At 69.1% G+C, this 23,864-nt stretch carries 25 protein-coding genes; 14 read left to right on the forward strand and 11 right to left on the reverse strand.

Annotation, left to right across the window (positions count from 1 at the left end; all coding sequences use genetic code 11):
• Positions 1-10: 10 nt before the first annotated feature.
• Genes atpA through ASG30_RS05600 form a run of 4 tightly spaced genes read left to right on the forward strand, consistent with a single transcriptional unit; the run spans position 11 to position 4,359 of the window.
• On the forward strand, positions 11-1,564 hold the full coding sequence (gene atpA / locus ASG30_RS05585) for a F0F1 ATP synthase subunit alpha (protein WP_055893853.1): 1,554 nt from the start codon (positions 11-13) through the stop codon (positions 1,562-1,564).
• 30 nt (positions 1,565-1,594) lie between these two features.
• Positions 1,595-2,473, forward strand: a complete 879-nt coding sequence (gene atpG, locus ASG30_RS05590; protein WP_055893855.1) for a F0F1 ATP synthase subunit gamma — start codon at positions 1,595-1,597, stop codon at positions 2,471-2,473.
• A 20-nt stretch (positions 2,474-2,493) separates the two neighbouring features.
• The gene (atpD, locus tag ASG30_RS05595; protein WP_055893857.1) at positions 2,494-3,927 is read left to right on the forward strand and encodes a F0F1 ATP synthase subunit beta; all 1,434 of its coding nucleotides are present in this window, start codon (positions 2,494-2,496) and stop codon (positions 3,925-3,927) included.
• 3 nt (positions 3,928-3,930) lie between these two features.
• Positions 3,931-4,359: a F0F1 ATP synthase subunit epsilon gene (locus ASG30_RS05600; RefSeq protein ID WP_055893859.1), complete on the forward strand. Its 429-nt coding sequence runs from the start codon at positions 3,931-3,933 to the stop codon at positions 4,357-4,359.
• Positions 4,360-4,528: 169 nt separating this feature from the next.
• Here the strand turns inward: ASG30_RS05600 and ASG30_RS05605 are convergent, their stop codons facing one another.
• The 3 genes from ASG30_RS05605 to ASG30_RS05615 are packed head-to-tail and all read right to left on the reverse strand — an operon-like array spanning position 4,529 to position 6,639.
• A complete protein-coding gene (locus ASG30_RS05605; protein WP_055893861.1) occupies positions 4,529-5,038 on the reverse strand; it encodes a TPM domain-containing protein in 510 nt (169 codons plus the stop codon).
• Positions 5,038-5,955, reverse strand: a complete 918-nt coding sequence (locus ASG30_RS05610; protein ID WP_055893863.1) for a TPM domain-containing protein — start codon at positions 5,953-5,955, stop codon at positions 5,038-5,040. Before ASG30_RS05610 ends, ASG30_RS05605 begins: the two co-directional genes overlap by 1 nt.
• 27 nt (positions 5,956-5,982) lie before the next feature.
• The gene (locus ASG30_RS05615; protein ID WP_055893865.1) at positions 5,983-6,639 is read right to left on the reverse strand and encodes a LemA family protein; all 657 of its coding nucleotides are present in this window, start codon (positions 6,637-6,639) and stop codon (positions 5,983-5,985) included.
• Between the two features lie 45 nt (positions 6,640-6,684).
• Between ASG30_RS05615 and ASG30_RS05620 the strand changes: the two genes are divergently transcribed.
• The 3 genes from ASG30_RS05620 to ASG30_RS05630 are packed head-to-tail and all read left to right on the forward strand — an operon-like array spanning position 6,685 to position 8,981.
• Entirely contained in the window at positions 6,685-7,434 is a 750-nt protein-coding gene (locus ASG30_RS05620) for a hypothetical protein (RefSeq protein ID WP_055893866.1), read from the forward strand.
• An 18-nt stretch (positions 7,435-7,452) separates the two neighbouring features.
• Complete coding sequence (locus tag ASG30_RS05625) at positions 7,453-7,902, forward strand: YybH family protein (protein ID WP_055893868.1); 450 nt, start codon at positions 7,453-7,455, stop codon at positions 7,900-7,902.
• The gene (locus ASG30_RS05630) at positions 7,902-8,981 is read left to right on the forward strand and encodes a YheT family hydrolase (RefSeq protein WP_055893871.1); all 1,080 of its coding nucleotides are present in this window, start codon (positions 7,902-7,904) and stop codon (positions 8,979-8,981) included. Before ASG30_RS05625 ends, ASG30_RS05630 begins: the two co-directional genes overlap by 1 nt.
• Here ASG30_RS05630 and mrdA read toward each other — a convergent pair.
• From mrdA to ASG30_RS05650, 4 genes are all read right to left on the reverse strand, one after another.
• On the reverse strand, positions 8,978-11,107 hold the full coding sequence (gene mrdA, locus ASG30_RS05635; protein WP_055893873.1) for a penicillin-binding protein 2: 2,130 nt from the start codon (positions 11,105-11,107) through the stop codon (positions 8,978-8,980). The two genes, ASG30_RS05630 and mrdA, sit on opposite strands and share 4 nt — an antisense overlap.
• A gap of 106 nt (positions 11,108-11,213) precedes the next feature.
• A complete protein-coding gene (gene mreD, locus ASG30_RS05640) occupies positions 11,214-11,732 on the reverse strand; it encodes a rod shape-determining protein MreD (protein ID WP_055893875.1) in 519 nt (172 codons plus the stop codon).
• 82 nt (positions 11,733-11,814) lie between these two features.
• Positions 11,815-12,732, reverse strand: coding sequence for a rod shape-determining protein MreC (gene mreC / locus ASG30_RS05645; protein WP_055893877.1), 918 nt, complete (start codon positions 12,730-12,732; stop codon positions 11,815-11,817).
• Between the two features lie 19 nt (positions 12,733-12,751).
• Positions 12,752-13,795, reverse strand: a complete 1,044-nt coding sequence (locus ASG30_RS05650) for a rod shape-determining protein (RefSeq protein ID WP_055893880.1) — start codon at positions 13,793-13,795, stop codon at positions 12,752-12,754.
• Between the two features lie 150 nt (positions 13,796-13,945).
• On the opposite strand from ASG30_RS05650, the gene gatC reads away from it, so the two are divergent.
• The 4 genes from gatC to ASG30_RS05670 are packed head-to-tail and all read left to right on the forward strand — an operon-like array spanning position 13,946 to position 17,759.
• A complete protein-coding gene (gene gatC, locus ASG30_RS05655; protein ID WP_055893881.1) occupies positions 13,946-14,245 on the forward strand; it encodes an Asp-tRNA(Asn)/Glu-tRNA(Gln) amidotransferase subunit GatC in 300 nt (99 codons plus the stop codon).
• On the forward strand, positions 14,245-15,708 hold the full coding sequence (gatA, locus tag ASG30_RS05660) for an Asp-tRNA(Asn)/Glu-tRNA(Gln) amidotransferase subunit GatA (protein WP_055893884.1): 1,464 nt from the start codon (positions 14,245-14,247) through the stop codon (positions 15,706-15,708). Before gatC ends, gatA begins: the two co-directional genes overlap by 1 nt.
• Before the next feature lies 1 nt (position 15,709).
• Entirely contained in the window at positions 15,710-17,158 is a 1,449-nt protein-coding gene (gene gatB, locus ASG30_RS05665; protein ID WP_055893886.1) for an Asp-tRNA(Asn)/Glu-tRNA(Gln) amidotransferase subunit GatB, read from the forward strand.
• Position 17,159: 1 nt separating this feature from the next.
• Complete coding sequence (locus ASG30_RS05670; protein WP_055893889.1) at positions 17,160-17,759, forward strand: DUF6151 family protein; 600 nt, start codon at positions 17,160-17,162, stop codon at positions 17,757-17,759.
• Between the two features lie 17 nt (positions 17,760-17,776).
• On the opposite strand, the gene ASG30_RS05675 is transcribed toward ASG30_RS05670, so the two are convergent.
• The 3 genes from ASG30_RS05675 to ASG30_RS22845 all read right to left on the reverse strand — a co-directional run bounded on the left by ASG30_RS05675 (position 17,777) and on the right by ASG30_RS22845 (position 19,652).
• Entirely contained in the window at positions 17,777-18,139 is a 363-nt protein-coding gene (locus ASG30_RS05675) for a hypothetical protein (RefSeq protein WP_055893891.1), read from the reverse strand.
• A 39-nt stretch (positions 18,140-18,178) separates the two neighbouring features.
• Entirely contained in the window at positions 18,179-19,144 is a 966-nt protein-coding gene (locus tag ASG30_RS05680) for an NHL repeat-containing protein (RefSeq protein WP_235579740.1), read from the reverse strand.
• A 154-nt stretch (positions 19,145-19,298) separates the two neighbouring features.
• Positions 19,299-19,652 (reverse strand): hypothetical protein, encoded by a 354-nt coding sequence (locus ASG30_RS22845; protein WP_200947251.1) that lies wholly within the window; start codon positions 19,650-19,652, stop codon positions 19,299-19,301.
• A gap of 59 nt (positions 19,653-19,711) precedes the next feature.
• On the opposite strand from ASG30_RS22845, the gene ASG30_RS05690 reads away from it, so the two are divergent.
• Together ASG30_RS05690 and ASG30_RS05695 are read left to right on the forward strand one after the other, a co-directional pair.
• On the forward strand, positions 19,712-20,833 hold the full coding sequence (locus tag ASG30_RS05690) for a hypothetical protein (protein WP_200947253.1): 1,122 nt from the start codon (positions 19,712-19,714) through the stop codon (positions 20,831-20,833).
• Between the two features lie 181 nt (positions 20,834-21,014).
• On the forward strand, positions 21,015-22,298 hold the full coding sequence (locus ASG30_RS05695) for an NHL repeat-containing protein (RefSeq protein ID WP_156385435.1): 1,284 nt from the start codon (positions 21,015-21,017) through the stop codon (positions 22,296-22,298).
• 74 nt (positions 22,299-22,372) lie between these two features.
• On the opposite strand, the gene pyrE is transcribed toward ASG30_RS05695, so the two are convergent.
• Positions 22,373-23,053, reverse strand: a complete 681-nt coding sequence (gene pyrE / locus ASG30_RS05700; protein WP_055893902.1) for an orotate phosphoribosyltransferase — start codon at positions 23,051-23,053, stop codon at positions 22,373-22,375.
• A gap of 10 nt (positions 23,054-23,063) precedes the next feature.
• Here pyrE and ASG30_RS05705 point away from each other — a divergent pair, with 10 nt between their 5' ends.
• On the forward strand, positions 23,064-23,855 hold the full coding sequence (locus tag ASG30_RS05705; protein WP_055894003.1) for an exodeoxyribonuclease III: 792 nt from the start codon (positions 23,064-23,066) through the stop codon (positions 23,853-23,855).
• Positions 23,856-23,864 lie beyond the last annotated feature (9 nt).

The raw sequence follows: 23,864 nt of genomic DNA on the forward strand, positions 1-23,864 counted from the left end.
GGAACGAGTCATGCAGCTCAATCCCGCAGAAATCTCTGAACTGATCAAGAGCCGGATCGAAGGCCTGGCCGCCAGCGCCGACATCCGCAACCAGGGCACGGTCATCTCCGTGACCGACGGCATCGTCCGCATCCACGGCCTGTCCGATGCGATGGCCGGCGAGATGCTGGAGTTCCCGCCCACCGCCGACGGCACCCCCACGTTCGGCCTCGCGCTGAACCTGGAGCGCGACTCGGTCGGCTCGGTGATCCTGGGCGAGTACGAGCACATCTCCGAAGGCGACACCGTCAAGTGCACGGGCCGCATCCTGGAAGTGCCCGTCGGCCCCGAACTGGTCGGCCGCGTGGTCAACGCCCTCGGCCAACCGATCGACGGCAAGGGCCCGATCAACGCCAAGCTGTCGGACGTGATCGAGAAGGTCGCCCCGGGCGTGATCGCGCGCAAGTCGGTCGACCAGCCGGTGCAGACCGGCCTGAAGGCCATCGACTCCATGGTGCCCATCGGCCGTGGCCAGCGCGAGCTGATCATCGGCGACCGCCAGACCGGCAAGTCGGCGGTGGCGGTCGACACGATCATCAACCAGAAGGGTCAGAACATGATCTGCGTGTACGTCGCCATCGGGCAGAAGGCGTCCACGATCAAGAACATCGTCCGCGCGCTGGAAGCCAACGGCGCGATGGAATACACCATCGTCGTCGCCGCGTCGGCCTCCGAGTCGGCCGCCATGCAGTACGTGTCCGCGTACTCCGGCTGCACGATGGGCGAGTACTTCCGCGACCGCGGCCAGGACGCGCTGATCATCTATGACGACCTGTCCAAGCAGGCCGTCGCCTACCGCCAGGTCTCGCTGCTGCTGCGCCGCCCGCCGGGCCGCGAAGCCTACCCCGGCGACGTGTTCTATCTCCACAGCCGCCTGCTGGAGCGCGCCGCGCGCGTGAACGCCGACTACGTGGAAGCCTTCACCAAGGGCGAAGTCAAGGGCAAGACCGGTTCGCTGACCGCGCTGCCGATCATCGAGACGCAGGCCGGCGACGTGTCCGCGTTCGTGCCGACCAACGTGATCTCGATCACCGACGGCCAGATCTTCCTGGAGACCTCGCTGTTCAACGCCGGTATCCGTCCCGCCATCAACGCGGGCATCTCGGTGTCGCGAGTGGGCGGCGCCGCGCAGACCAAGCTGATCAAGGGCCTGTCCGGCGGTATCCGTACCGACCTGGCGCAGTACCGTGAGCTGGCCGCCTTCGCGCAGTTCGCCTCCGACCTGGACGCCGCCACCCGCAAGCAGCTGGACCGCGGTGCCCGCGTGACCGAGCTGCTCAAGCAGCCGCAGTACAGCCCGCTGCCCATCTCGCTGATGGCCGCTTCGCTGTTCGCGGTGAACAAGGGCTACTTCGACGACATCGACGTCAAGAAGGTGCTCTCGTTCGAATCCGGCCTGCACGCCTGGCTGAAGGACAAGAACTCCGCCCTCATCCAGAAGCTGGAAGCCAACAAGGCGCTGGACAAGGATTCCGAAGGCGAACTCGCGTCCGCCATCGAAGCCTTCAAGAAGACCTTCGCCTAAAGGCCCGGGCCCACCACACAAGGAACGGCAATGGCTGCAGGCAAGGAAATTCGCGGCAAGATCAAATCGGTGGAGAACACCAAGAAGATCACCAAGGCCATGGAGATGGTCGCCGCCTCCAAGATGCGCAAGGCGCAGGAACGCATGCGCTCGGCCCGGCCTTACAGCGAGAAGGTGCGCAACATCGCCGCCAACCTCGGCAAGGCCAATCCCGAGTACACGCACGCGTTCATGAAGACGAACGACGTGAAGGCCACCGGCCTGATCGTCGTCTCCACCGACAAGGGCCTGTGCGGCGGTCTCAACACCAACGTGCTGCGCGCGGTCACCCAGAAGATCCGCGACCTGCAGGGCGAAGGCCGTGCGGTGCAGACGGTGGCGATCGGCAACAAGGGCTTCGGCTTCCTGAACCGCATCGGCGCGCAGGTGGTGTCGCATGTCACCCAGCTGGGCGACACGCCGCACCTCGAGCGCCTGATCGGCCCCGTCAAGGTGCTGCTGGACCAGTACGCGCAGGGCAAGCTAAACGCCGTGTACATCGCGTACACCAAGTTCGTGAACACCATGCGGCAGGAGCCGGTGGTCGAACAGCTGCTGCCCCTGTCGGCCGCCAAGATGCAGGCCGAGTCAAAGGCCGCCGGCAACGAGCCGGGCTGGGACTACATCTACGAGCCGGACGCGCAGACCGTCATCGACGACCTGCTGCTGCGCTACGTCGAGGCGCTGGTGTACCAGGCGGTCGCCGAGAACATGGCGTCCGAGCAGTCCGCCCGCATGGTGGCCATGAAGGCCGCCACGGACAACGCCGGCAACCTCATCTCCGAGCTCAAGCTGGTCTACAACAAGACGCGCCAGGCCGCGATCACGAAGGAGCTTTCGGAGATCGTGTCCGGGGCCGCCGCTGTTTAACAAATTTTCGGAGCAAACGAATGGCTCAAGAGAACACTCAAATGAACGCACGCGTTCAGGGAAAAATCGTTCAGTGCATCGGCGCCGTGGTCGACGTCGAGTTCCCGCGCGAAGCGATGCCGCGCGTGTACGACGCGCTGAAGATGGAAGGCACGGCGCTGACGCTGGAAGTGCAGCAGCAGCTGGGTGACGGCGTGGTGCGCACCATCGCGCTGGGCTCGTCCGACGGCCTGCGCCGCGGCTCCCTGGTCTACAACACCGGCGCGCCCATCACGGTGCCGGTGGGCAAGGCCACCCTCGGCCGCATCATGGACGTGCTGGGCAACCCGATCGACGAGCGCGGTCCCGTGGACCAGGCCCTGACGGCCGCCATCCACCGCAAGGCCCCCGCGTACGACGAGCTGTCGCCCTCGCAGGAGCTGCTGGAGACCGGCATCAAGGTGATCGACCTGATCTGCCCTTTCGCCAAGGGCGGCAAGGTGGGCCTGTTCGGCGGCGCCGGCGTCGGCAAGACCGTGAACATGATGGAGCTGATCAACAACATCGCCAAGGCGCACTCGGGCCTGTCGGTGTTCGCCGGCGTGGGTGAGCGCACCCGCGAGGGCAACGACTTCTATCACGAGATGGCCGATTCGGGCGTCGTGAAACTGGACAACCTGGCCGAGTCGAAAGTGGCCATGGTGTACGGCCAGATGAACGAGCCCCCGGGCAACCGCCTGCGCGTGGCGCTGACCGGCCTGACCATCGCCGAGTCTTTCCGCGACGAAGGCCGCGACGTGCTGTTCTTCGTGGACAACATCTACCGCTACACGCTGGCCGGCACGGAAGTGTCCGCGCTGCTGGGCCGGATGCCTTCCGCTGTGGGCTACCAGCCGACGCTGGCCGAGGAAATGGGCCGCCTGCAGGAGCGCATCACCTCCACCAAGGTCGGCTCGATCACCTCGATCCAGGCCGTGTACGTGCCCGCCGACGACCTGACCGACCCGTCGCCCGCCACCACCTTCGCCCACCTGGACGCCACCGTGGTGCTGTCCCGCGACATCGCTTCGCTGGGCATCTACCCCGCCGTGGACCCGCTGGACTCCACGTCCCGCCAGGTCGACCCGAACGTGGTCGGCCAGGACCATTACGAGACCACGCGCGCCGTGCAGTCGACCCTGCAGCGCTACAAGGAACTGCGCGACATCATCGCCATCCTGGGCATGGACGAACTCGCGCCGGAAGACAAGCTGGCCGTGGCCCGCGCCCGCAAGATCCAGCGCTTCCTGTCGCAGCCCTTCCACGTGGCCGAGGTGTTCACCGGCTCGCCCGGCAAGTACGTGCCGCTGTCCGAGACCATCCGTGGCTTCAAGATGATCGTGGCCGGCGAGTGCGACCACCTGCCCGAGCAGGCCTTCTACATGGTCGGCACCATCGACGAGGCCTTCGAGAAGGCCAAGAAGATCGCGGCCTAAGCCATGGTTGATACCACGCACACCATCCACGTTGACGTGGTGAGCGCCGAGGAGTCGATCTTCTCCGGTGAGGCGCGCTTCGTCGCGCTGCCCGGAGAGGCCGGCGAGCTCGGCATCTACCCGCGCCACACGCCGCTGATCACGCGCGTGCGGCCCGGCTCGGTGCGCATCGAGAAGGCCGACGGCGGCGAGGAGTTCGTGTTCGTGGCCGGCGGCATCCTGGAGGTGCAGCCCAACCGCGTGACCGTGCTCTCCGACACCGCCATCCGCGGCAAGGACCTGGACGAGGAAAAGGCCAACGAGTCGCGCCGCGCGGCCGAAGAAGCCCTCAGGAATGCGAAGAGCGAGATCGACGTCGCCAAGGCCCAGTCCGAACTCGCCGTGATGGCCGCCCAGATTGCCGCTCTGCGCAAGTACCGGCAGAAGAAATAAGAACGCGCTAAAAACCCGCGCTCTCAAGCCCCGCCCAGTGCGGGGCTTTTTTCTTGCCCGCCCCCGTCATCCCCGCGGAGGCGGGGATCCAGTGCTTCCGCTTCCTCTCCGACCAGGGTCGGCGCGCTGTGCTGGGTCCCCGCCTTCGCGGGGACGACGGACTGGCGGCTTAGCCCAGCACCGGTTCGTCCGGCAGCTCGTTCGCATCGGGCTGGTCCGGCCTCAGCGGGAAATGCGCGACCAGCAGGGCCGACACCTCCTCCAGCGCCTGCGTGAGCCCGTCCTCGAAGCGGCCGGCCCGGAAGGCGGCGCCCATGTGCTGCACGATGCGCTGCCACTCGCCCGGGTCCACCTTGGCCGCCAGCCCGCGGTCGGCGACGACTTCGATGGCGTGCTCGGCCAGCAGCAGGTAGATCAGCACGCCGTTGTTCTGCGCGGTGTCCCACACGCCCAGCTTGCTGAACATGGCGATCGCGCGCTCTCGCGGCGTGGCGTCGCGCCAGAGGTAGCTCAGCGGAAGCCCGGCCTCGACGCAGATGCGCACCTCGCCGCTGTGGCGGCGCTCGCTGGCCGCGACCCGGCCCGCGAGGCGCTCCACCAGGTCGGGCGGGATGGCGCGCCGCGTGTCGGCTTCATCGACCCACCGGTGCTTGAGGATCCGCATCAACCTGCGCAGCATCACCAGTCCCCCGACGCGCCACCGCCGCCGAAATCGCCACCGCCGCCGGAGCTGAAGCCGCCGCCACCGCCACCGCCACCCCAACCGCCGGACCCGCCACCGCCCCAGCCGCCGCCGCCGATGACGGGGCCGCCCCAATGGCCGCCATTCGAACGCCGCCGCGGGCCGCCCATGCCCCCGAGCCCGCCCGACAGCATCGACAGCAGCAGGGCCACGAAGCCGGCGATCGCCGCGATCACCACGCTGGACGTCAGCAGCAACGCCAGCACGCCGGTGCCGCCCCCGGTGAGCAGCGAGCCCAGCTTGCCGCCGAAGATGCCACGCAGGATGCCGCCCGCGATCGGCACGGCGAAGAACAGGAAGATGGCCAGGTCGAACCAGTCGAAGCCCTCGAACGCGGCCGGGCTGCGCGGCGCCTTCGGCTGCGGCAATGCCTCGCCTTCGATGCGCGCGATGAGCTGGTCGGTCGCGCCTTGCAGGCCGCCCGCGTAATCGTCCTGGCGGAAGCGCGGCGTGACCGCGTTCTCGATGATCTGCCGCGCCGCCAGGTCGGGGATCGCGCCTTCCAGCGTCTTGGCCACCTCGATGCGCACGCGCCGGTCGTTCTTGGCGACGACCACCAGCACGCCGTCGCCGACGTCGCGCCGGCCGATCTTCCAGGCATTGGCCACGCGGTTGGCGTAGCTGACGATGTCCTCGGGCTGGGTGGTGGGCACCAGCAGGACCGCGATCTGCGTGCCCTTGCGCTGCTCGACGGCTGCGAGTTTCTGCTCCAGTCCCTGGCGCTGGATGTCGTCCAGCGTGCCGGTCTGGTCGACCACGCGGGCCGTGAGCTCGGGCACCGGCAGCACGCCTTGCGCCCAGGCGCCGCCGAGCCACAGCAGCGCGAAGGCCAGGAAGGTGGCGAGCCGCTTCACGCCCGGGTCAGCCGTGCCGCAGTGGCATCAGCGGCTGGGGGTGCCGCTGGCCGGTGTGCTCGGGGCCACGGCGGGCGCCGCCCGGGGCGTGGACGCGGCCGGCGTGCCGAAGTCCACCCGCGGCGGTGCCGAGATCTCCGCTTCGTTCTGGACCGTGAACGTGGCCTTGGGGTCGTAGTTGAAGACCATGGCCGTCAGGTTGGTCGGGAAGCTGCGCGCCAGCACGTTGTACTCCTGCACCGACTGGATGTAGCGGTTGCGCGCGACGGTGATGCGGTTCTCCGTGCCTTCGAGCTGCACGCGCAGGTCGCGAAAGCCCTGGTTGGCCTTGAGGTCCGGGTAGCGTTCGCTCACCACCAGCAGCCGGCTGAGCGCACTGGACAGCTCCCCCTGCGCCTGCTGGAAGCGCTGGAAGGCCTGCGGGTCGTTGAGCGTCTCGGGCGTCACCTGCACAGAGGTGGCCTTGGCGCGGGCCTCGACCACGCGCGTGAGCGTCTCCTGCTCGAAGTTGGCCTCGCCCTTGACCGTGGCCACCAGGTTGGGCACGAGGTCGGCGCGGCGCTGGTACTGGTTGAGCACCTCGCTCCAGGCGGACTTGGTCTGTTCGTCCAGCCGCTGGAAGTCGTTGTAGCCGCAGCCGGTGAGCGCCAGGACGGCAACGATAACGGCAAGCCAACGTTTCATCTGCAAGCTCCACTGGGAAGGTCGGGCGACGGTAGCATAGATGCGATGCGCGATGCGCCACTTCAAGCCCTCCAGGCCGCCGCGCGCGGGGCACCGGCGGACTCTTCCGTGCGCCCGCGCCTGGTGATCGCCGGCGCGACGGGCGTGCTGGGCAACGAGGTGCTGCGGCGGCTGGTCGGCCTGCGCCTCTTCGGCACCACGCAAGTGCTGGCGCGCGAGCCGATCACGGCGGGCCTGCGCGGGGTCGGCACCACCGTCGTCCCCGGCGACGACCCGGCGCAGTGGCCACCCGGCGCGGCCGACACCGGCGTCGTCCTGTTCGATCCGCCGCGCCTCTTCTACGACCGCGAGCGCGCACTGTGGACGCCCGTACCGCAGCAGCTGCCCGCACTCGCAGGCTGGATGCGCCGCAGCGGCGTCACCACGCTGGCCGTGGTGCTCCCGCATGCGCAGGGCCGCCTGCCCGAGGCGCTCAAGCGAGGGCTGGCCAACCTCGACGAGCATGCGGTGGCGGCCCAGGGCTTCGAGCGCCTGCTCATCGTGCGCTCGGCGCAGAAGCCGGCCGCGGTGGCCTCGGGCAACTGGCTGGTCGCCCTGGCGCACTGGATGCTGTCGATCTTCAAGTACATGGTGCCCAGCAGCGAGCAGCCGGTGCGCTCGGCCAAGGTGGCCGAGTTCGTGGCCGCGGCGCTGCAGGTGGCGCCGCCCGGCATCCACGTGGCCGCGCCCGAGACCGTGTGGCGCGCCGCCCAGGGCGACCTGCGAATGGCCGTGCGCCAGTGGCTGGGCGCCTGATTCCGCGAAAATCCCCCGATGCGAAAGTCCAAGCTCCAGGCCGCCAACCTCGAAGGCAACGCCGACGAAGTGGAGGCGGCGTTCTACGACGCCCTGCAGAACGCCGACATCGAGAAGCTCATGGCCTGCTGGGCCGACGAGGACGAGATCGTCTGCATCCACCCGGGCGGCCCGCGGGTGGTGGGCCCGGTGGCCATCCGCGCCACCTTCGAGGCCATGTTCGCCAACGGCAGCATCCGCGCCTGGCCCGAGCGCGTGCGCAAGGTGGAGTCGGTGGCCAGCAGCGTGCACAACCTGCTCGAGAAGGTCGAGGTGATCACGCCGCAGGGGCCGCGCCAGGCCTGGGTGATCGCCACCAACATCTACCACAAGACCGCGCAGGGCTGGCGCATGGTGGCCCACCACGCCAGCCCCGGCACGCCCAGCGAGATCCAGGAAGTCTCGGACACGCCGTCGGTGCTGCACTGATGTCGGCGGCGCTGCCGTCCCCGCCGGCCGCCACGCAGGCCGCAGGCTTCGACTACTCCGCGCCCTGGTGGCTGCCGGGCGGCAACCTTCAGAGCATCTGGCCCGCGCTTTTCGCGCGACGCACTTCGGGCGCGCCGCCTTCCTACCGGCGCGAGCGCTGGACCACGCCCGATGGCGACTTCGTCGACCTGGACTGGTCCACCGCGCCCGCGGCCGAAGGCGCGCCGCTGCTCGTGCTGTTCCACGGCCTGGAAGGCTCGTCCCGCAGCCACTACGCCGAGGCCTTCGCCGGCTACGCGCGCGAGCGCGGGGTGCATTACGTGGTGCCGCACTTCCGGGGCTGCAGCGGCGAGATCAACCTGGGTCCGCGCGCCTACCACTCGGGCGACCACCAGGAGGTGCAGTGGATCCTCACGCGCCTGCGCGAGGCGCACCGCGGCCCCCTGGTCGCGGTCGGCATCTCGCTGGGCGGCAACGCGCTGCTGCGCTGGGCGGGCGAGGCGGGGCACGCGGCGGTCGGGCTGGCCGACGCGGTCGCGGCCGTGTGCTCGCCGATCGACCTGGCCGCGGGCGGCGCCGCCATCGGGCGCGGTTTCAACCGCCTGGTCTACACCACGATGTTCCTGCGCAGCATGCGGCCCAAGGCGCTGCTCAAGCTCTCGCAGCATCCCGGACTGTTCGACCGCGAGGCCCTGCTCGCCGCGCGCGACCTGTACGAGTTCGACAACGTGTTCACCGCGCCCCTGCACGGCTTTCGCGGCAGCGACGACTACTACGCGCGCGCCTCGGCCAAGCCGCACCTGCCGCGCATCCGCCTGCCGGCGCTGGTGCTCAACGCCCGCAACGATCCCTTCGTGCCCGCGGGCAGCCTGCCGGGGCCGGGCGAGGTCGGCGACTGGGTGACGCTGTGGCAGCCGGCGCAGGGCGGCCACGTCGGCTTTCCGTGCGGCCGCTGGCCGTCGCATGTGCTGTGCATGCCGCAGGCGGTGGGCGACTGGTTGCTGGCGGCGGCGGGATCCGCCGTTTCGCCGGACGGGCCTTCCAGCGGACCCGCGGCTTCGAGGCGCGAGCGGGCCTAGTTGGCCCGCGCGTTGACGGGCAGGGCGCTGGCCGCGGGGATCGACGCGATGGCGCGTGCCGGTGCCGATGCGGGCTTGGGCTGCGCGACCGGCGCCGACGCCGGGGTGGCCGCCGGAGTCGCCGCCACCGAGGCGGCCGACGCGGCCGGCATCGGCGATGCCGCCCCGCCCGATCCCGCGGGCGGCCAGCCCACTTCGGCCGCGGGGCGCGGCTTGCCCACCGGGGCGGCGGCCTGGCCCTTGCGCACGGCGGCCATGTCCTCGTCGGTCGGGTACAGGCCCATCAGCCAGTAGTCGAACACCCGGCGCGCGATCGGCGCCGCGGCCGCCGCGCCGAAGCCCGAGTTCTCCACCACCGCCGCCAGCGCGATCTTGGGATCGTCGGCCGGTGCGAACGCGATGTAGAGCGAGTGGTCGCGCTGGTGCTCTTCCAGCTTGGACGCGTTGTACTTTTCCTTCTGGCCGATCGTCACCGCCTGCGCCGTGCCGGTCTTGCCGCCGGAGAGGTACCCCGCGCCCGCGAACACGCGGGTGGACGTGCCGCCCTGCGTGACGCCGACCATGGCCTTGCGGATCACGGCCACGTGCTCGGGCTTGTAGCCCAGGTCCTCGGGCGGCTGGGCGGGCACCAGCGTCTGCTCGCGCGTCATCGGGTCCTGGGTGGCGATCACCAGGCGGGGCTTGTGCTTGACGCCGTTGTTGACCACGGTGGCCGTGGCCTGGGCCAGCTGCAGCATGGTGAAGCTGTTGTAGCCCTGGCCGATGCCCAGCGAGATGGTCTCGCCCGCGTACCACTTCTTCTGCTCGGGGCGGCGGTAGTAGTTGCGCTTCCACTCCTGGCTGGGCAGCACGCCGCGCACCTCGCCGAAGATGTCGATGCCCGTGAGCTGGCCGAAGCCCAGCGGCTTCATGAAGTCGTGCATCAGGTCCACGCCCATCTCGTTGGCCAGCGAGTAGTAGTAGACGTTGCTCGACTTGACGATGCTGGTGTGCATGTCGACTGCGCCCAGGCCGTGGTCGCCGTGGCTGCGGAACACGTGGCCGCCGAAGGACCAGGAGCCGCCGTCCATGACCACCTGCGTGGCGCTGCGCTTGCCGGTGGTCAGCGCGGCCAGGGCCATGAAGGGCTTGTAGGTGGAGCCGGGCGGGTAGGTGCCGCGCAGGGCCCGGTTGAGCAGGGGCTTCTCGATCGATTCGTTCAGCGCCTGCCAGTTCTCCGAGTCGATGCCGTCGACGAACAGGCCCGGGTCGAAGGTGGGCTTGGACACGAAGGCCAGCACCTCGCCGGTCTTGGGGTCCAGCGCCACCAGCGCGCCGCGCCGGTCGCCGTACATGTCCTCGACCATCTTCTGCATGCGGATGTCGATGGACAGCATCACGGTGTTGCCCGGCGTGGCCGGCTTGCTGGCCAGCTTGCGCACCGCCCGGCCGCCGGCGGACGTCTCCACCTGCTCGACGCCCGTCAGGCCGTGCAGCTGCTTTTCCAGGCTCTGCTCCACGCCCAGCTTGCCGATGTACTCGGTGCCGCGGTAGTTGGCCTGGTCCTCCTCGTCCCACTCCTCCATCTGCTTCTTCTCGGCCTGGTTGATGCGGCCGATGTAGCCGATCACGTGGCTGGCGAGTTCGCCGTAGGGGTAGTTGCGGAACAGGCGGGCCTTGATCTCCACGCCGGGGAAGCGGAAACGCTGCGCCGCGAAGCGCGCGACTTCCTCGTCGGTGAGCTTGGTGCGGATCGGCAGCGACTCGAAGCTCTTGGACTCCTCCAGCAGCTTCTTGAAGCGGCGGCGGTCGCGCGCCTGGATCTCGACCACCTGGGCCAGGTCGTCGATGGTGCGCTCCAGGGTGTGGGCCAGGCGCGAGGGCGTGATCTCCAGCGTGTAGGCCGAGTAGTTGGTGGCCAGCACCACGCCATTGCGGTCGAGGATCAGGCCGCGGTTGGGAACGATGGGCACGATGGCCGTGCGGTTGGACTCGGCCTGCTCGTCCAGCTCGTCGTGCCGCACCACCTGCAGGTAGGCCAGCCGCAGGGCCAGCAGGAGGAAGCACGCCAGCACCGCCAGGCTGGCCGCCAGCACCCGCGTGCGAAAGCGCGAGAGATCGGCTTCGACGTTCCTGAGTTCGGTCATGGGGCTCGCTGGCGCTCGCAGGGGCTAGGGGCTGGGGACTAGGGGCTAGGGTTCGGGAGGCAAGGACCGGCTGTTCCCTAGTCCCTAGCCCCTAGTCCCTAGCCCCTCAGAGTGGCCGATTTTCATCCGGATCCGGCGCCCTGCGCTGGGGCGCCAGCAGGAGGATGCTGACCACCGGCCAAAGCAGGGATTCGATCACGGGGGCGAGCACGATGGAGAAGCCGGGGAACACCCCGCCGGCGATCATGCGGATCACCAGCTCGATCGCATGGGCGGCCAGGAACAGGGGCAGCACCTGGACGGCCTGCGAAGGCACGGTGAACCAGAGCAGCCGCCGGTGCATGGTGATCGCGAAATAGGACAACGCGGTGTACGCCAGGGCGTGCTGCCCGAGCAGCGACGCCTGGTGGACGTCCATCGCGATGCCGAACACGAACGCTGCGCCGATGCCCACCCGCAGCGGCTGGTGCACGTTCCAGAACACCAGCACCAGGGCCAGCAGGTCCGGCATCCAGGGCGTGCGCCCCAGCGGCAGCATGTTCACCACCATGGCCAGCAGCAGGCTGGCCCAGATGAAGAGCGGGTTCGCCGGCAGCAACAGCTGCTGGCCCGGCCGCATGATCATTTCAGTGCCCCCCCGCTTGTCACTCCGTGTACTGCGCTGCCCCCCGAGGGGGCCTTCGCGTCTAGGGGCGGCCCGTCGACGCTCATTTCTTCGCTCCCTTGGGCACCACGGCCGGCGCCTCGGCGGGCCGGGCCGGGATCTGGGCGCCGATCGGCTTGATCACCATCACGTGGCGGGCGCCGTCCACCGCCGCCTGGGGCGTGCAGTAGATGCGGGCGAAGGCGGAATCGGCGCGGCGCTCGACCTTGTCGACCTTGGCCACAGGCAGGCCGGCCGGGTAGATGCCGTCCACGCCGCTGGTGGTGAGCAGGTCGCCGGCCTGCACGTCGGCGTTGCCGGCCATGAAGCGCAGCTCCAGCGCGCCGGCGTGCGAGCCGCCCGGGTCGCCGTAGGCCACGCTGCGGGCGCCCGTGCGGGCGTTCAGCACCGGGATGGCGTGGTCGCGGTCGGTGATGAGGGTCACCTCGCTGATCAGCGGGTGGACGCGGGTGACCTGGCCCAGCACGCCGGATTCGTCGATCACCGGCGAGCCTTCCACGATGCCCTGGGCCAGGCCCTTGTCGATGATCACCTTGCGGGTGTAGGGGTCGGCCGCGTCGTACAGCACCTCGGCCGCCTGGCCTGGGGTGGTGATGCGATCGCGCAGGGCGAGCAGCTTGCGCAGCCGGTCGTTCTCCAGTTCGAGCTGCTCGACCTGGTTGGCGCGCAGCGACTGCTGCGCCAGCTTCTTGCGGGCGGCGGCCTCCAGCACCTGCGCGTCGCGCAGCGCCTCGAAGTATTCGCCGCCCTGGCGCAGCGCCAGCACCGGCCGCATGATGGCCCACTGCAGGGGGAACAGGACGGTGCCCACGGCCGCGCGCAGCGGTTGCGTGATGCGAAAGCGCGTGTCCGCCACCATCAGGAAAAGCGCCAGGGCGCTGAACACCATCAGCTTGGACAGCGCCGACGGCCCCTGCTTGAAGAAGGGCGGTGGGGACCTGTCCAGCGTACCGAGCGGCATCGCTGTCTTCCGGGGGAAACTACTCGGAGGTGAAGATGCTGCCCAGGCGCTCCATGCGCTCGAGTGCGATGCCGCAGCCGCGCACCACGCAGGTCAGCGGGTCCTCGGCCACCAGCACGGGCAGGCCGGTTTCCTCGGCCAGCAGGCGGTCGAGGTCGCGCAGCAGCGCGCCGCCGCCGGTGAGCATCATCCCGCGCTCGGCGATGTCCGCGCCCAGCTCGGGCGGGGTGCTCTCCAGCGCGTTCTTCACCGCCGAGACGATGTTGTTCAGCGGATCGGTGAGGGCTTCCAGGATCTCGTTGGAGGAGATGGTGAACGAGCGCGGCACCCCTTCGGAGAGGTTGCGGCCCTTGACCTCGATCTCCTTGACCTCGCTGCCCGGGAAGGCCGAACCGATGGTCTTCTTGATCGCCTCGGCGGTGGGCTCGCCGATCAGCATGCCGTAGTTGCGGCGGATGTAGCTGATGATGGCCTCGTCGAACTTGTCGCCGCCGACGCGCACGCTGCCCTTGTAGACCATGCCGCCCAGCGAGATGACGCCCACCTCGGTGGTGCCGCCGCCGATGTCGACCACCATGGAGCCGCTGGCCTCGGACACCGGCAGGCCGGCGCCGATGGCGGCGGCCATGGGTTCCTCGATCAGGTAGACCTCGCTGGCGCCGGCGCCCAGCGCCGACTCGCGGATGGCGCGGCGCTCGACCTGGGTGGAGCCGCAGGGAACGCAGATGATGATGCGGGGGCTGGGCTTCAGGACGGACCGCGGGTGGACCATCTTGATGAACTGCTTGAGCATCTGCTCGGTGACGGTGAAGTCGGCGATGACGCCGTCCTTCATCGGGCGGATCGCCTCGATGTTGCCCGGCACCTTGCCCAGCATGGCCTTGGCCTCGTGGCCCACGGCCTGGATGGTCTTCTTGCCCTGCGGGCCGCCTTCGTGCCGGATGGCGACCACGGACGGTTCGTCCAGAACGATGCCCTTGTCCCGCACGAAGATGAGTGTGTTGGCGGTGCCCAGGTCAATGGCCAGGTCGGTCGACAGGTACCGACGAAACGCTCCGAACATGGGGGGGTGTCCTCTTGGTTCTTCTGTGAAAGCGGCCCCAAGAGGGGCCGTGCACTGCAGCGCGGATAATACCTGATCCCCTGTGAATAACTCGACCGTGCCGGCAGCCCGTCCGTCGCGCTTACATTCCGTTTCCCGCCGATTCCCACCATGGCCCTGACCCCCGAAGACATCCGCCGCCTGCAGCACCTGGCGCGGCTGGAACTGCAGCCGCAGGAGAGCGAGCGCATGCTGACGCAGATCAACGGTTTCTTCTCCATCGTGGAGGCGATGCGGTCTGTGGACACCACGGGGATCGAGCCGCTGCCGCACCCGCTGGCAACGGTGCAGGAGGTGCAGCTGCGGCTGCGCGAGGACGCGGCGAGCGAGCCCAACGCGCGGGACGACAACCAGCGCAGCGCCCCCGCGGTCGAACGCGGCCTGTTCCTCGTGCCCAAGGTGATCGAGTGATGGCGGCGCTGCACGACCTCTCCGTCGCCGACCTCGCGCGGCAACTGAAGACCCGGGACGTTTCCGCCGTCGAAGTGGCGAAGCATTTCCTGGCCCGCGCCGACGCGCACCAGGACCTGGGCGCGTATCTCGCACGCGACGAGGGCGTGACGCTGGCCCAGGCCCGCGCCGCCGACGAGCGCATCGCCCGCGGCGACACGGCGCCCCTGCTGGGCGTGCCGATCGCCCACAAGGACATCTTCGTCACGCGCGATTTCGCCAGCACCGCCGGCTCGAAGATGCTTCAGGGCTACCGCTCGCCCTTCGACGCCACCGTGGTGCGCAAGCTGGCGGAAGCCGGCGCCGTGACCCTGGGCAAGCTCAATTGCGATGAGTTCGCCATGGGCTCGTCCAACGAGAACTCGGCCTTCCACCCCGTGAAGAACCCGTGGGACCCCACCCGCATCCCCGGCGGCTCCTCCGGCGGCAGCGCGGTGGCCGTGGCGGCGCGGCTGGCGCCGGCCGTGACCGGCACCGACACCGGCGGCTCGATCCGCCAGCCCGCCTCGTTCTGCGGCATCACCGGCATCAAGCCGACCTACGGCCGGGCCTCCCGCTACGGGATGATCGCCTTCGCCTCCAGCCTGGACCAGGCCGGCCCGATGGCGCGCAGCGCGGAAGACTGCGCGCTGCTGCTGTCGGCCCTGTGCGGCCCGGACCCGGACCGCGACTCCACGTCGCTGGACGTGCCGGCCGAGGACTACTCGAAGGCGCTGGGCGCCTCGCTGGAGGGGCTGCGCATCGGCGTGCCCAGGGAGTTCTTCGGCGAAGGCCTGGCGCCCGACGTGCGCGCGGCCATCGAAGCGGCGCTGCAGCAGTACGAGAAGCTGGGTGCGCGCCGGGTGGAGATCTCGCTGCCGCGCACCGAGCTGTCGATCCCGGTCTACTACATCATCGCGCCGGCCGAGGCCTCGTCCAACCTCTCGCGCTTCGACGGCGTGAAGTTCGGGCACCGCGCGAAGCAGTACACCGACCTGGTCGACATGTACAAGAAGACGCGCGCCGAGGGCTTCGGCGACGAGGTCAAGCGCCGCATCATGATCGGCACCTACGTGCTGTCGCACGGCTACTACGATGCCTACTACCTTCAGGCGCAGAAGATCCGCCGCATGATCGCCGACGACTTCCAGCAGGCGTTCAAGCAGTGCGACGTGATCGCCGGCCCGGCCGCACCCACCGTGGCCTGGAAGCTGGGCGAGCACGGCAACGACCCGCTGGCCGACTACCTGGCCGACATCTTCACGCTGCCCGGCTCGCTCGCTGGCCTGCCGGGCATGAGCCTGCCCGTCGGCTTCGGCGAAGGCGGCATGCCGGTGGGGCTGCAGTTGATCGGCAACTACTTCCAGGAGGGGCGCCTGCTCAACGCGGCCCACCGCTTCCAGCAGGCGACCGATTTCCACCTGCGCAAGCCGGAGGGCGTCTGACATGAGCGCCAACTTGGTCCAGGGCTGGGAAGTCGTGATCGGCTTCGAGACGCACGCCCAGCTCTCCACGCATTCCAAGATCTTCAGCCGCGCGCCCACCGGATTCGGCGCCGAGCCCAACACGCAGGCCAGCGCCGTCGACCTGGCCCTGCCCGGCACGCTGCCGGTGATGAACAAGGGCGCGGTGGAGCGCGCCATCGCCTTCGGCCTGGCCGTGGGCGCGAAGATCGCGCCGCGCAGCATCTTCGCGCGCAAGAACTACTTCTATCCCGACCTGCCCAAGGGCTACCAGATCAGCCAGTACGAGATCCCGGTGGTGCAGGGTGGCGACGTGGCGTTCTACCTGGGCGACGAGAAGAGGTCCGTGCGTCTGGTGCGCGCCCACCTCGAGGAGGACGCGGGCAAGTCGCTGCACGAGGACTTCGTCGGCCAGTCGGGCATCGACCTGAACCGCGCGGGCACGCCGCTGCTGGAGATCGTCACCGAGCCGGACATGCGCTCCACCGACGAAGCGGTCGCGTATGCCAAGGAACTGCACAAGATCGTCACCTGGATCGGCATCTGCGACGGCAACATGCAGGAAGGCAGCTTCCGCTGCGACGCCAACGTGTCGATCCGCCGCCCCGGCCAGCCGCTGGGCACGCGCCGCGAGATCAAGAACCTGAACAGCTTCCGCTTCATGCAGCAGGCGATCGACTACGAGATCCGCTGGCAGATCGGCGAGCTGGAGGACGGCCGCGCCATCGAGCAGGCCACCGTGCTGTTCGATCCCGACACCGGCGAGACGCGCGCCATGCGCACCAAGGAAGACGCGGCGGATTACCGCTACTTCCCCGATCCCGACCTGCCGCCGCTGGTGGTGGCGCAGGAGTGGGTGGAGCGCGTGCGGCAGACCATGCCCGAGCTGCCTCGGGCGATGGCCGAGCGCTTCGTGCAGCAGTACGGCCTGCCCGAGTACGACGCGACCACGCTGACTCAGAGCCCCGCGATGGCCGCCTATTTTGAAACGGCGGCCAAGGCCTGCGGCCAGCCCAAGCTGGCCAGCAACTGGGTGATGGGCGAGGCGTCGCGCCGACTGAACGCGCAGGAAATCGGCATCGAGCAGGCGCCGGTGGCCGCCGCCACGCTGGCCGCGCTGGTCGGCCGCATCGCCGACGGCACCATCTCCAACAACGCCGGCCGGCAGGTGTTCGAGGCGCTGTGGAGCGGCGAGGGCAACGACGTCGACGCCGTCATCGAGGCCAGGGGCCTCAGGCAGATGAGCGACACCGGCGAGCTGGAGAAGATCCTCGACGAGATCCTCGCCGCCAACCCCGACAACGTCGCGCAGTTCAAGGCCGGCAAGGACAAGGCCTTCAATGCCCTGGTGGGCCAGGCGATGAAGGCCACCAAGGGCAAGGCCAACCCGCAGCAGGTCAACGAGCTGCTGCGGCGCAAGCTCGCCGGCTGACATGGCCGTCCACCCGTTCCAGTGCCGCTGCGGCACGCTGCGGGGCGAGGTGGACGAGCCGCGCCGCGCGATGCGCGCGGTGTGCTACTGCCGGGATTGCCGCGCCTACGCGCACTGGCTCGGCCAACCCGACTACGTGCTCGACCCGCTGGGCGGCACCGACATCGTGGCCACGCACGCGCGCCACGTGCGCCTGACGGCCGGGGCGTCGTCGCTGGCGTGCATGTCGCTGTCGCCCCGCGGCCTGCTGCGCTGGTACGCGAGCTGCTGCCGCACGCCGATCGCCAACACGCCGCGGCAATGGAAGCTGCCGTACGTCGGCCTCGTGCACACCTGCCTGGCGCAGTCGCGGCCGCTCGAGCCCGACTTCGTGCCGGTGCAGATGGACATCAACACCAAGTCGGCGCTCGGGTCGGCGCCGCATCGCGGCGGGCCCGGCATGATGGCGCGGTTCGGGGCGATGGTGCTGCGCCTGTCGGCGGCGCGCCTGACGGGCAGCTATCGCAAGACGCCGTTCTTCGTCGCGGACGGCGAGCCGGTGGCAGCCGTTCACGTGCCGCCCAAGGCGGAGGTGGACGCGGCCCGGCAAGTGGCGCAATAGCGCGGCACTCGGGCGAACTAGCGCCTGAACACCAGCACCCGGTTGTGGAAGGAATCGGACACGAGCAAGGCGTCCGGCGTCAGCAGCACCTTGAGCGGCCGGTCGAAAGTCTTGGCTGTGGGCCCATCGGAGGTGCCGTCACCAGCCTGGTCGTTGGGCACGCGCTGCTCGAACCCCGGATGCCCGAGCACGATGTCGGCCGGCTGGAAATCTCGATCCGGAAAAGTCTTCCAGACCAGCACCCGGTTGTTGGCCGTGTCCGCCACCACCAGGCTGGTGCCGTCGGAGTCGATGTCCTGCGGGCCGAACAGCGTCTGCGCCTTCGGCAGCACGTTGTTGTCGTTGGGCGTGGTCGCCGTGATGTCGGAATGGCCCAGCACAATGTCGGCCGGTGCGAAGTCGCTTGTCGGAAACGTGTTTCAGACCAGGACGCGGTGGTTCGCGGTGTCGGCCACCACCAGCCGGATACCGTCGCTCCACACGCCGGACGGAAATCGCAGGGTCCTCGCACTGGCGACGCTCAGGCCCGTCCGAGGGTCGAAGTCCTCCTGGCCACTCTCGTCGTCGTCGTTGCGGATGCAGCTGTTCAACAACCGCTGGCCCACGACCTGGGTCGGCGGACCAACGGCTTCCTGGGTGGCCGGGACGGCGTCCCACACCAGCACGCGATGGTTCCAGGCATCGGCCACGATCAGCTGGCCGGTGCGGGTGATGAACACCGAGGAGGGGAAGGCGAGTCCCGCGCGCGTGCAGGCCGGATCGCCTGATTCGAAACCCGGCTGGCCGATGACCGCGACCGGCTCCGGCATCTCGGCGCCGGGCCCGGGGATGCGGTCGTAGACCAGCACCCGGTGGGCGAGCGGGTCCGCCACGACCATCCTGCCGTCGCGAACGGCCACGCCGGACGGCTGGTTGAGGCCGCTCCGGGACAGCGAGCGGCCGGCGGTCTCGAAGCCCGGCTGGCCGAGCACTTCGACGGCGCTCGCGCCGGTCGTCGTGGGGACCGAATCGAACAACAGGACCCGGTGGTTGCCGGCGTCGGTGACGAGCAGGCCGCCGGTGGGCGTGAGCGCCAGGCCCACCGGGAAGAACATGGTGTGCGAACCCGGTTGGGGCTGCCCCTGGTTGGCTTCGTCGATATCGGGGTTCGGTTGTCCCAGCACGGTCTCGGCGGCCTGGAAGGTGACCGGGAGGCCAGGGCTCGGCGCGGGTGAGGGGACCACAGGCGCCACGACCGGAACGACCGGAACGGCCGGAACGGGCGGCGCTGTTAGCGGAAGGACGTGGTCCAGGCCCGAGCTGCTCCCGCCGCCGCAGGCGGCCGCCAGGAGAAGCGCGGTGGCCGAAGCGCCCGCGCGCGCTGCGGCGTCGAGGAGTTTCTGCAAGGGCATGTTGGAGCGCCGGGACCAACCGGGGGAGCGGAGGGAGGCGTCGATGCTTCTCATCCTCGGACCCGCAGCGAAGGACCTTGGTCGTTCCCGGTGGTCAGCGAGGTGGGGAGCATTCCCGGGCTACTTCGGCTCAACCTTCAACCGGTACTCACCATGCCCATCCGACATCCCGGCACCGCACGCGTGTGGATTCCCTTGGCCGTTTCATTCCTGATGGCCGCTTGCGGCGGCGGTGGGTCGGGCGACGACATGCCCGCGCCGGTGCCGGGTGCGCCGGCACCGGCACCGGCTCCTGGCCCGGCTCCATCGCCCAGCCCCGCTCCCTCTCCAAGCCCGGCCCCAGCACCAACCCCGGCACCCGCTCCAGCTCCAGCTCCAGCTCCAGCTCCAGCTCCAGCTCCAGCTCCAGCTCCAGCTCCAGCTCCGGCTCCAGCTCCAGCTCCAGCTCCAGCTCCAGCTCCAGCTCCAGCTCCGGCTCCGGCTCCGGCTCCGGCTCCGACACCAGCCCCGTCCCCCGCCCCAACCCCCATCGGCCCTGTAGATTTCCAGAGCGCCAGCGTCGTGCTGGGCCAATCAAACCTGGAAAGTGGCCTCGCCAACCAGGGGCAGTCCACCAGTGCGACCGGCCTGAGCTTGCCCTCGGCGCTCGCCATGACGCCCGCCGGCGGGTTGCTGGTCGCAGACCAGGCGAACAACCGGGTCGCATTCTTCGAAGCCATCCCGGGCACGTCCGGTGCGGCGGCGAGTGCTGTGCTCGGCCAGCTCACTGCGCAGGGTTCCTCGTCTTCGCTCACTCGTAGAGGCCTCTCGGGTCCGTTCGGAGTGGCCGTCGGTGGGCCCGTGGGTGCACGCAGGATGGCCGTCGCGGACTCGGCCGCGAACCGCGTGCTGGTCTACGCCGAGGTGCCCGTGGCGGGCATGCCCCTGCCGGAACCTGCCGCTGTCATCGGTCAACCGGATTTCGAGTCGGCGCTGACGGACTGCGCGGCCAATCGCCTGAGTTTCCCGACAGCGGTGGCGATCACGCCACTGGGCAGACTGATCGTGGCGGACGCCGTGAACCATCGCGTGCTGGTGTGGAACACGGTGCCCGTGGCAGCCCCCATCCCGGCCCCTGACCTGGTGCTGGGGCAAAGCCGGCCGGACCGCTGCGTGCGCAACAACAACGACGTGAACGGAGACGTGGCGGGCCGGGGAACCCTCGCATTCCCCGTCGACGTCTGGAGCGACGACACCCGGCTGGTGGTGGCCGACAGCGGCAACCACCGCGTCCTGATCTGGCGGAATTTCCCGGGCGCCAACCTCCAGGACGCCGACCTCGTGCTGGGCCATCCCAGCTTCACCAGCTCGGCGCCCAACGACGGCGGCGCCCAGCCGACGGCCAGCACGCTGCGCGACCCCGAAGGCGTCCACTCCGACGGCAACGCGCTGGTAGTTGCCGACTCACTCAACAACCGGGTCCTGGTCTGGCGAACCTTCCCCGACAACAACGGCCAGGCGGCGGAAGTCGTGCTCGGTCACCAGACATTCAATCAGTCGGTCTCCAACGATGGGAACAACGACGGCGGCGCCGATGCGCCCACCGCGCAGGTCTTCAACTACCCGATGCGCGTGCTGCTGACGCCTGAGTCGTTGTTCGTGGGGGACCTCTTGCACAACCGGGTGCTGAGGTTCGGGAGGTGATCGGATCGCTTCGTGCGTGAAGTGCGTGCCGATCCAGGAGCCGCCCTGAGCGGCTCTTTCATTCAGGGCTGCTGCGGAGCGCTGCAGGAATCACCTGCGCGATGACCTACGGACTTCCGCGGCGCGCTGCGGGTGGGAAGCATCGCGGGGCCATTCGGCTCAACCTGATCTCACAACCACCATGTCCTTGCATCCATCGAATCGACGCATAGCGCGCACTGTCCTCGCACTCGCGATGCCCTTCTGTCTTGCCGCATGCGGCGGCGGCGACGCCAGCGCTCCGCGGCTGTTCACCACGTTCCAGGCTGCCAGCGTGGTGCTTGGCCAGCCCACCATGGGCAGCGGTCTGGCTGATCAGGGGCAGGAGCCCAATGCTGCGAGCCTGGATGTTCCCGTCGGGATGGCGCTCACGCCGGAAGGGGCTCTGCTGGTGGCGGATTTCAAGAACAACCGGGTGCTTCTGTACGGATTGACGGTGTCAGGCGGAGCCGCGGTGGCTGTTCTGGGTCAACCGAATTTCCAAAGCTCGGCACCCTCGACTTCGCGTGGCGGCTTCAACAAGCCGTTGGACGTGGCCACCGGCGCCGGAAGAATGGCCGTGGCCGACTCCGGGTCGAATCGCGTCCTCATCTACGACCGGATTCCGATGGAAGGTGAGGCGCCGCCCGAGCCCACGTCCGTGATCGGTCAGCCTGATTTCGATTCGTTTGAACCTGGCTGTGGACCAAAGGGCCTCAACCGGCCGGACAGCGTCGCCATCTCACCGGCAGGCAAGTTGATCGTCGCCGACACGCTGAACAACCGTGTTCTCGTGTGGAACTCCATCCCCGCGCCTGGGTCCTTCGCGCCGCAGCCGGATCTGGTGCTGGGCCAGGGCGATCTGCTTCACTGTGCGTTCCGGGATGAAGAGCAGGACGGGCGCTCCAATTCCGTGGACCACACCTCGGCTCGCTTCGTGCAGGCGGTCGACGTCTGGACGGATGACGACCGGCTCGTGGTCGTCGACAAACTCGCGAGCAGGGTCTTGATCTGGAAGACGTTCCCGACCGTCAACTTCCAGCCCGCAGACATCGTGCTCGGCCATTCGACTTTCACCGGCGCGCACTTCAATGACGTCCCGCCCGTCGGGGACGTCCGCGCCGACAAGCCTACCGCCCATACGCTGGGCGAGCCAAGCGGCGTTCACTCGGATGGCGTGAGCCTCGCGGTCGCGGACACGCAAAACAGCCGTGTCCTGATCTGGAATTCCTTTCCGCAGGAGAACTACCAGCCGGCAGATGTCGTGCTGGGCCAACCGGACTTTCTGGGGGCAGCGACGACGGACCAGAACGGTGACGGGATCATCGACCCGCCCCTGGTGATCGATGCGCACGTCCTTTACCGCCCGTCGCATGTCCTGCTGACGCCGGGCGCCCTGATCACCAGCGACACGGGGAACAACCGGGTGCTGATCTTTCGAAGATAGCTTTCAACGGCCTGGGGAGCCACTTGATGAGCCGCCTCGCGCGGCTCTTTTTTTGGGCCCGCGCGCCGCCCCGCTCACTCCACCCCGTACCGCTCCCGATACGCCAGCACCCTGGCGTAATGCTCGCCCAGCTCCCCCGTCCCCTTGCCCTGCAGGTAGGCCAGCAGATCCGCCAGCTTCGCGATCGCGCACACCTGCAGCCCGAGCTGGTTGCGCACGTACTGCACCGCGCTGTGCTCTACATCCTGCCCGTTCTCCGTCGCCTTTTCCTGCCGGTCCAGCGCGATCGCCACCGCGTGGGGCGTGGCGCCGGCGGCCTGGATCAGGGCGATCGATTCGCGTGCGGCCGTGCCGGCCGACATCACGTCGTCGACGATCAGCACCCGGCCCTGCACCGGCGCGCCGACCAGGGTGCCGCCCTCGCCGTGGTCCTTGGCTTCCTTGCGGTTGTACGCATAGGGCACGTTGCGCCCGGCGCGCGCGAGTTCGACCGCCACCGCCGCGGCCAGCGGGATGCCCTTGTAGGCCGGCCCGAACAGCATGTCGAACTCGATGGCCGAGGCGAGGATGCGGCGTGCATAGAATTGCGCCAGCCGGCCGAGCTTGGCGCCGTCGTCGAACAGGCCGGCGTTGAAGAAGTAGGGCGACAGGCGTCCCGCCTTGGTCCTGAACTCGCCGAACCGCAGCACACCCGATTCCACCGAGAACTCAACGAAGTCCTGCGCCAGGGCGTCCTGGCCGAGCGCTGCCGACATGGGGGATTCCTTGTTCAAACTGACCAGCCTCAACCTGAATGGCATCCGTTCGGCCGCCAGCAAGGGCGTCGAGGCATGGCTCGCGAAAGCGAAGCCGGATTGTATTTGCGTGCAGGAAGTCAAGGCCCAGGCCGAGGACGTCCAGGGCCGCTTCGACCACATCGCCGGCCTGAAGGGCCACTTCCACTTCGCCCAGAAGAAAGGCTACTCGGGCGTCGCCGCGTACAGCCGGCACGAGCCGAGCGACGTGGTCGTGGGCTTCGGCTCCGCCGAGTTCGACGCTGAGGGCCGCTACATCGAGCTGCGCTTCGACACGCCCGCGCGCAGGTTCTCCATCATCAGCGCCTACTTCCCCAGCGGCTCGTCGGGCGAGGAACGCCAGCAGGCCAAGTTCCGCTTCCTGGACGAGTTCGAGCCGTACCTGGCGCGGCTGAAGGCCGAGCGCGAGTTCGTGCTGTGCGGCGACGTCAACATCGCCCACAAGGAGCAGGACCTGAAGAACTGGCGCAGCAACCGCAAGAACAGCGGCTTCCTGCCGCAAGAGCGCGCGTGGATGACGCGCCTGCTGGACGAGCACCGCATCGTCGACGTCTACCGGCACCTCAGGCCCGACACCACCGACGAGTCCTACACCTGGTGGAGCAACCGCGGCCAGGCCTACGCCAACAACGTCGGGTGGCGGCTGGACTACCACCTGGCCACGCCGGGCATCGGCCAGCTCGCGCGCACCGAGTCGATCTACAAGCAGGAGAAATTCTCGGACCACGCACCGATCACGGTGCAGTACGAGTTGACGCTCTGAGCGGGCCGG

The organism is Ramlibacter sp. Leaf400 (assembly GCF_001424545.1).
In the GTDB taxonomy this organism is placed as follows: domain Bacteria; phylum Pseudomonadota; class Gammaproteobacteria; order Burkholderiales; family Burkholderiaceae_C; genus Ramlibacter.